Annotated in this window: 7 protein-coding genes; 3 read left to right on the top strand and 4 right to left on the bottom strand. The window is 50.1% G+C overall.

What is annotated here, in order from left to right; all coding sequences use genetic code 11:
• Positions 1-30: 30 nt before the first annotated feature.
• From AABB87_RS22905 to AABB87_RS22895, 3 genes are all read right to left on the bottom strand, one after another.
• Positions 31-663: a hypothetical protein gene (locus AABB87_RS22905; protein ID WP_341973588.1), complete on the bottom strand. Its 633-nt coding sequence runs from the start codon at positions 661-663 to the stop codon at positions 31-33.
• Between the two features lie 607 nt (positions 664-1,270).
• Positions 1,271-2,350, bottom strand: a complete 1,080-nt coding sequence (locus AABB87_RS22900; RefSeq protein ID WP_341973587.1) for a tyrosine-type recombinase/integrase — start codon at positions 2,348-2,350, stop codon at positions 1,271-1,273.
• A 120-nt stretch (positions 2,351-2,470) separates the two neighbouring features.
• Positions 2,471-3,112: a hypothetical protein gene (locus tag AABB87_RS22895; RefSeq protein WP_341973586.1), complete on the bottom strand. Its 642-nt coding sequence runs from the start codon at positions 3,110-3,112 to the stop codon at positions 2,471-2,473.
• A 147-nt stretch (positions 3,113-3,259) separates the two neighbouring features.
• On the opposite strand from AABB87_RS22895, the gene AABB87_RS22890 reads away from it, so the two are divergent.
• A complete protein-coding gene (locus AABB87_RS22890) occupies positions 3,260-3,634 on the top strand; it encodes a hypothetical protein (protein ID WP_341973585.1) in 375 nt (124 codons plus the stop codon).
• An 82-nt stretch (positions 3,635-3,716) separates the two neighbouring features.
• Entirely contained in the window at positions 3,717-6,449 is a 2,733-nt protein-coding gene (locus AABB87_RS22885; protein WP_341973584.1) for a DNA polymerase, read from the top strand.
• A gap of 54 nt (positions 6,450-6,503) precedes the next feature.
• Here AABB87_RS22885 and AABB87_RS22880 read toward each other — a convergent pair whose 3' ends face one another.
• Positions 6,504-6,806 carry a hypothetical protein gene (locus tag AABB87_RS22880; RefSeq protein ID WP_341973583.1) on the bottom strand — a complete coding sequence of 101 codons (303 nt, stop codon included), beginning with the start codon at positions 6,804-6,806 and terminating at the stop codon, positions 6,504-6,506.
• Between the two features lie 366 nt (positions 6,807-7,172).
• Between AABB87_RS22880 and AABB87_RS22875 the strand changes: the two genes are divergently transcribed.
• Positions 7,173-7,352, top strand: coding sequence for a YodC family protein (locus AABB87_RS22875; RefSeq protein ID WP_341973582.1), 180 nt, complete (start codon positions 7,173-7,175; stop codon positions 7,350-7,352).
• The last annotated feature ends 25 nt before the right edge of the window (positions 7,353-7,377 follow it).

Raw genomic sequence — 7,377 nt, 5'->3', positions numbered from 1 at the left:
CGGCAATGAGACTGCAACGGCGATCGACGCCTAGCCCTGAGCGCGACGAAAAAGTGTGGAGAACAAAACAGAATGTCCTTGCCGAATCTCGGAAAGGGGTGTGACTGTGAGTTCCATTTCTTGAGCTATCAGGCCAGCCAACCGAGCTAGCTCAGCCTGAACATGCCCATGGACATCATTTTGGTGATTAACAGCGAGACCATTCAACCACTTCGTCCGTTGCGTCTCCATACAGATCCGATTGGGAGCGTCTGTGCCACGCGAACAAATGGACCAGAGGAAGTAACCGGACCCCAGTCGGCTGAGTTCGAAAATGACTGCCTCACCAGCATTCCATGAGCCTGCCCGTCCTAGACGCTGAACCTTTTTCTTAACCTGGGAGAAGTTGTCTACAGCATTGCTGACCTTTGGCAGATCGAAATCCAAGTGGTACTTAGCTTCAAGCTCCGTGTGGTCTTGCGTGAAGTAAATGTCAACCTTTCGGCGGGAACTTTTCTTCAACTCACGCCGGGCCTCTGATTGCGTGCCGCGAAGACTTGCAGCCAGTGCCGTGCATACCAAACCCTCGTGTTTGATTTCCGGCACCAGTTCGATTGCGTTACCAACGATCTGTTGCAGGAGCGGATGTTGAAAGGCTTGCTGTATTGCTAAGGTGTGAGGCATCGAAAGTCCGTTGAATTGGCGACCAATGTTAGCGCCGCCTCGGAACTGAGCCCCTCCGCCGACAATGGAGTGAGCCACGTTTGTCGACAAGATCGACCGTATCTACGAAGCATTGCTAGCAACGCTGAGCGCTGTCTGTACAGTGTTTTAACTGTCTTCCTTGTCGGCATCAATGACGAGCGCGAAAGGGAACTTTTCACGAGGACCTGACGGCCTCTGTTGCCTATCGACACAGCTAGCAAACGCTGCTTGCCATCAAAGATGGCCCTTGTGTTCTGTGACAATGAACCGGTCACTACAAGTCAGGTTTGCGATGTTCGAAAATAGGTTGCTGTGTGAGGTCTGCCAAAACAAGGCGGCGATAGCGTTTGTCGGATTCCGTCCAAACGCGCAATCAACGGTATCGCGTTGGCAATTCGCCTGCGCCGATGAGGCGTCCATTGATGAAACCGAGTCCTTCTCGATAGACGCCTTCTTTCACAGCCCGGAGGCGACCCTTGATCGGCTAGCCCATTTGCACACCTCTGGCCGCATTGATTGGGCTGCGTTCATGGACATGATTGTTCGCGCTCGCGATGCGATTCGAAGTCAGGCCGGTACGAACGGATCAATTTGTTGACTGACTTTGCATGTTCAAGCGATTGATCACATCTCTCGCCTTTGTCGTTACCTGACGCGCTTCGAGATGGGCGTAACGCATCGTCGTCTTGATGTCGGTGTGTCCAAGGATTTCCCGCACTTCATACACACTCATTCCGTTTTGGACAAGCCTTGAGGCATGCGTGTGCCGAAGTGTGTGGATTCGGCAATCTTGCAGGCCAGCTTTGCGCAGTGCTTTCCGAATGGCTTGGCTGACATAGCCGCGTGGCCCCCCCTTGCGATTCGAGAACACGAATTGCCCGGCTCGGACTGATGCCCGCCGGTTCAGAATTTCGTTGACTCGGTCGGTCATGTACAGAATGGCTTCGTTCTGCACCTTTGGCCGCCACAGCTTGATCGAACGTTCGACCAAGTCAATACGGGTCCATTCAATATTTGCGATTTCGCCATATCTGGCGCCGGTGTCCAACAGCAGGACAACAAGATCAAAGGCATCTTGCATACAGCGCTTCAGCTCGGCGTCACGATCCTCAAACGGGCGAAGGCCCGTGCCTTCTCGCATCGGGTCAAGGCAGGCAAGAAACCGACGCTCTTCATCCTCCGACAGATACCGCAGTGGGGTCTTTGGAAGCTTGATCTGTGGAAACTCCAGCTCACTGACGCGGAAGCCCAGCTTCCGTGCGTACTTCCATGCACAGCGAACCAGATTCAAGTTGTGCTTGATCGTTTGAGGGCTTGACCCTTCTGCTGCGCGATCGCGCTTGAACCGTTCGAGGTCATGCGACGTCAGGTCGCTGATGTCCCTGTGGACTGGCAGCAATCGCTGAAGGACCTTTGCGCTGTAGAGCAGGCTCTTGTGGTTCGGCGTCCCTAGCTTGGAGTCGCAAAACTGCTCCATGGCCTGACGCACGGTCATTCGTTCTCGATGACCCAGAAATTGCTGACCATGTAATTTGGCCTTCCAGTCGATCTCCATTTGCTCCGCGACTTTTTTAGTTGTTGTGCGGGATGAGCGAATGTAAGTCGTCCCATTCAATTGAAATTGGATGTACCAATTGGGACTGTTGCTGCGCTTGACGATGGCCATGTTGGGTCCAGTTTGTCGTGAGAATCACGACAACCTTCGCCTGTTTGAGGGGTACTGACAACCGTCTAGCCGCTTCAACTCGTCCTGCCCTTTTCCGAAATCTCCAACGTTTTTCACCAACTACCAGGGGCAAGGGGTTTCGTCATCTTTTGCCGGAAAAACTCCACGTTCAACACCCCGAATGAGAGTCTTCGCCCGCTTCATATGACTACTCACGGTGATCGAAAGAATTCGCTTTCGATGGCGTTCATCGTCCGGGTCATCCTGCCCCTTCAAGCGACTCAGGTTTACCTTGCATAGCTCGCCAATGCGCCACTGTGGAAGGCCCTTGTGCTCGATCACTGAAGCCTTGTAGACGTTGATCACCTTCCGAATCGCTCGAACGTCTGGCTTTCGAACCATTTGAAGGTCTGACCAATCTTCATGCTTCGGTCGGCCAGGCCTGCCTGCGTGCCTTGCATCCAACAGTTTCTGAAAGTCGGCCAGCAACGCTGTCCTAGGAGCAAGTAAATGGAAGAAGACAACCATCCCGTCTTCTTCGGGGTACTGCGTGTTGAAGTGGTTGAAGTTGGCGGCATCAGTGATGACTTCAACGGTGAATGGCTGCACCCGTTCAAACAGCGGTTTGAGTTCCCTCCACCAGCCGCTAAACGACAGCTCAGCTACGTCTCCGAACACGCGCTCCACCTTCTCAGACCAGCGAGTTCGATCCGACAAGCGCAGCAGGTCGTACCAGCAGCGGTACTCGTCAAGTGGTTCCATCCTCAGATGTTAACGGGTAAAACATATGTTTTGCACATAGGTTTGTTAACACTCGCGTCTCCTGAAATGATTCGTTCATCGATTCCGAAACCGGATCGATAGCAAGGACTCCTTGCTTTCATTGACTTATCTATAGGACCAACGCATATGAACTTCTTCAACGCCATTTCCACCCTCGGGTCATTTGAATCCAAACGCCCGGGCAATTCCCGCTCTGCAAATCCGATTGAACACGCACGAGAGTTGTTCATTGCAGGCGTTCAAAAGCAATTGAATATGGTCGGGGTAAATAAGATTCAGCAACCGGGCAGCTGGATTGCCCGCGTTGATGAGGGTTTCATGGTCAGTCTTCGCTATCGGCGCTTCTTGATGAAATTGGATGGTCAAAACGCCTGGCTGCGCGTTGATTCGATTGAGACCGTCAAGAAGATTCTGACCAACGCTAAGGAAGCAGCAAGCAAGGGCGAGCTCGACCAGTTGTTCAGCCAAATCGACGAGAAACCAGAACAGTCTTTCGACTGATGTATCCATGCGGCATCAGAAAAAACTGATGCCGCACCTGTGTTTCAAGCGAGTTTCAGCCGAGTGATCCGAAAGCAAATCTATGAGTGAAGATCAAACGTCATCCAGTCAAAATCGCCGTTCTATCAACGTCTTGAAGCAAGGCGACACCGTTAAAGTGTTTGAATCTCCACCTGAGCTGATGTTTGATCCTGTCCCCCGAGAGATCAAACTTTCAGCGACATCAATGCGCTCGCCTGAAAGCACTCCAAATCGGCGCAGTAAGAAAGGTGTACCGAGTAACACGCCTTACCTCATACTGGGTTTTGATACTGAGTTCAAAACCCCCGACTACTTGGTCGATCGCGACGAGGTCTCTGAAGGGAAAGCCAAGTACAAGGTATTGTCATATCAGTTTCATGCAAAAACATCGTCCGGGCGGGAATGGCAAGGGATATGCTGCCCGAGGGAGGATGAGCGGATGACGCTCGGGGAGTTCATCGTATTTGCCTTGGGTCTTGGCGCTCAGGATAGTGGTTTGACCGACCTGCCAACTGACATATATTTGGTTGGTCATTTCACTCGTGCCGATGTCCCCGCATTCGCTGATTTTCAGGAATTGATCCCGGTACTATCCAACGTGAGAAATACCTTTATTAACATCGGAGCGGCTACGAAGCTTGTTATCGAGGATTCTGAAAAGCGCACTGTATCAACGCTCAACATCTTCTTGCGCGATACGCTGCTTCTGACGCCTCAATCCTCACGAAGCCTAAAAGGCATCGGTGAACTCGTGGGTCACCCGAAGCTTGTCCTTGATCAGGATCCAAATATTCATCGGCAAATGATTCGAAACATGGACAAGGTTCGTAGCGACCACTGGAGCATTTTCAGGGCGTATGCACTGAATGATGCAACGATTTGCGTGAAGTACATCGAAAGCGTCATTCAGCAGTATCAAGAAGTTACGGGAGCGACAAAAATTCCAGTCACTTTGACGTCGATTGGAATTGAATTGCTGATGAACACCTGGCGAGACAAACTCAATCTTGATCCGCTTCAAGTGGTTGGAAAGGAGTCTGTAAAAAAGCGCTATTTCGACAAACGCCTGGGCTATTTCAAAGAGAAAACGACTACGGTTGATATCGAGCAAATTTCGTGGCATCTTGATTTCGTCACAGAGAGCTACCACGGAGGCCGAAATGAACAGTTCTGGTTTGGCCCGGGCTTTGAAGATAATTGGACCGACTTCGACTTGTCCAGTGCTTATCCAACGGCCATGTCATTGATCGGCATGCCGCAATGGACCGGGATACATGAAGAACTTGACCCCTATAAGTTCACAGCCACTACTTTAGGGTTTGCCAATGTTGATTTTGAGTTTCCGCAGAATACGCGTTTCCCAACCATGCCAGTTCGAACCGATCATGGCCTAGTGTTTCCCTTGAAAGGGACGAGCTACTGCTCTTCGCCTGAACTTGTTGTGGCCTTGAAGCTGGGGGCAAAGATCAAAATCAATCGAGGGGTGATCGTTCCAACTGATGGCTCCGTGCGAGTCTTTGGAGAGTTCATCAAAGAATGTCTCAAGCGAAGGAAAGAGGCTGGATCGAAGACATTGAAGGGACTCTTCTGGAAAGAGATTAGCAACTCGACTTACGGAAAAACCGCCCAAGGACTGCGATCAAAGCGCGTATTTGATATGCGCGACCAGTTAACAAAAGAACTGCCGCCTAGCCCCATCACTAATCCATTTTTTGCGTCCTACATCACATCGTTCACCAGGGCCATCTTGGGAGAAATCATTAACAATCTTGCCCCCGACACATGTGTATTCAGTTGTACAACGGATGGATTCCTGACGAACGCAAGCGACGCTGAGGTAGCAATTGCTCAACAAGGGAGTCTTTGTAAGCTCTTTGCCGAAACACGTGAGAACCTTACGGGAGGCGCTGCCGTTCTGGAGAAAAAGCACGAGATTCGATTACCACTAGGTTGGCGAACCCGAGGACAAGCCACACTGGTTCCCGGCATCATTCCTGGAAAGGATGACAGCTATACCGTTGTTCTGGCCAAAGGAGGTATTTTCACACCGCCGGAACTCGACTCCATCACAGATCAAAACGATGAGATCGTGATGATGTTCTACGCTCGAACTCCTGAAAAGATGATTCGAGTGGAAAGCATGACCGGTGTTCGGGACATGGTCAACCATAACGCTGACCTTGTAGGAAAAGTATTCAGCAAACGGCTGAATATGGAATTTGACTGGAAGCGCAAGCCTCGTGGGGCAGATATGTCTTCAACTTCAAGCGGTAGCTTTCCAAGTCATCTTATGTTCAGCACCCAACCTTGGCAGACTATAGATAATTTCGACGAAGTTCGTGAGGCTTGGGATGACTATATAAAAGACGGTCTCATGTGCTTGAAAGATATACATCAATTCCAAGCATTCGCACAGCATGTGGAGGTGCGGTCTTGCATGACGATTGAGCAGTCAAAATACATGGGGAAACGGGTCAATTCTGACTTGAAGCGATTGCGACAGATGCTTTGTTCAGCTTGGCACCATGGTGAAGCCGGCTTGTCAAAGTCTGATAGTGAATACACAGCCAGAGAATTCTCTGAATTGTTGAGTTCGCTCGGAATCCCTTGCAAGAAAACGGATGTGGAAAACGGAAGGAACAAGCCTTTTCGACCGAATTATTGTCCACCGACCGACCAAGTTCTGGAGCGGCTAAAGGCATTGCAGTCCGTTTTCCCGGGGATCGACGTTGATTTGTTTGTTGTCACAAATCGATCGGATCAGGCGGTAACATTAAATTGGCTGGATGGATAGATTTTGCCAATTTCCATATTACTGAAGAGTCTATTCAACTCTTCATGTCAATGTTTAGCGCTTTCGACTTGGCTCTTTTGATGCTCGACGGCGACAGTTGTACCAGTAGGTCAGTGCCCCCTTTGGTGTGAGCGTTGCCCCTTCTACAAAGGCTGCGACGATCACCTCTTTTGACTCATTCTTGATCAGATCAAAAATCGTGCGAGCGGCATCGGCTTTCGATTTACCACTGTCGATAAGAGCCTTTCCATCAACGATGGCAGAACGCACAGATGGTTTTTCGAGACTGACGGCGATTTCCAAAGAGTCAGTCGATTCGTTTGGTGCTGAATCGGGCAGAGCATTGTTTTTGGACACGGTATTTTCTCCATAGTAGGTGGCAGAGTTGTGCAGCGCTCGGAGGCGAAAGACTCTCCAGACCTGGAATGTCTTCAAAATTGGCAAGCATCAATTCGGTAAACTGTTGACAGGACAGGCCCCAACCGTACTGCTCAACGAGCATCGAAATTAGCTCGTTCTGTTCGGCCATCGATAGGGTCTGCAATCAATTTCTCCTTGAGTCGCACAAGCCAACCATCCCGTGTAACGACTGTTAAGACAACGACTAAATATCTTGGAAGGCTGCTCGATCTACGGAAATACCAGGCGTGCATTTAATTCATGCAATTTGGTTTTTTTTAAGTAGATTAGCCGCCGCTCAATTCATATTTTGGGAGAAATTTAATGAACAAGAAGTTTGAAATTGGTGATGTCATTTCACTCAATTCAGAAACAAAAACGATGACCGTAACGGGATACAGCAACAGTCCAGAGTCCATGGTGCAATGTGAATGGTTTGACCACCTGGGCACCAGGCATCAGGGCAACTTTCACGAAGCAACCGTGTACAAGCGAATGGGATAACCATGACCGGTCAAACAAGTTGACC

Origin of the sequence: Roseateles sp. PN1 (genome assembly GCF_038419725.1) — a bacterium.
Classification (GTDB): Bacteria; Pseudomonadota; Gammaproteobacteria; order Burkholderiales; family Burkholderiaceae_C; genus Paucibacter_A.
Note: the sequence above shows the minus strand (reverse complement) of the source record. Positions and strands in the feature narration are given on the sequence as shown.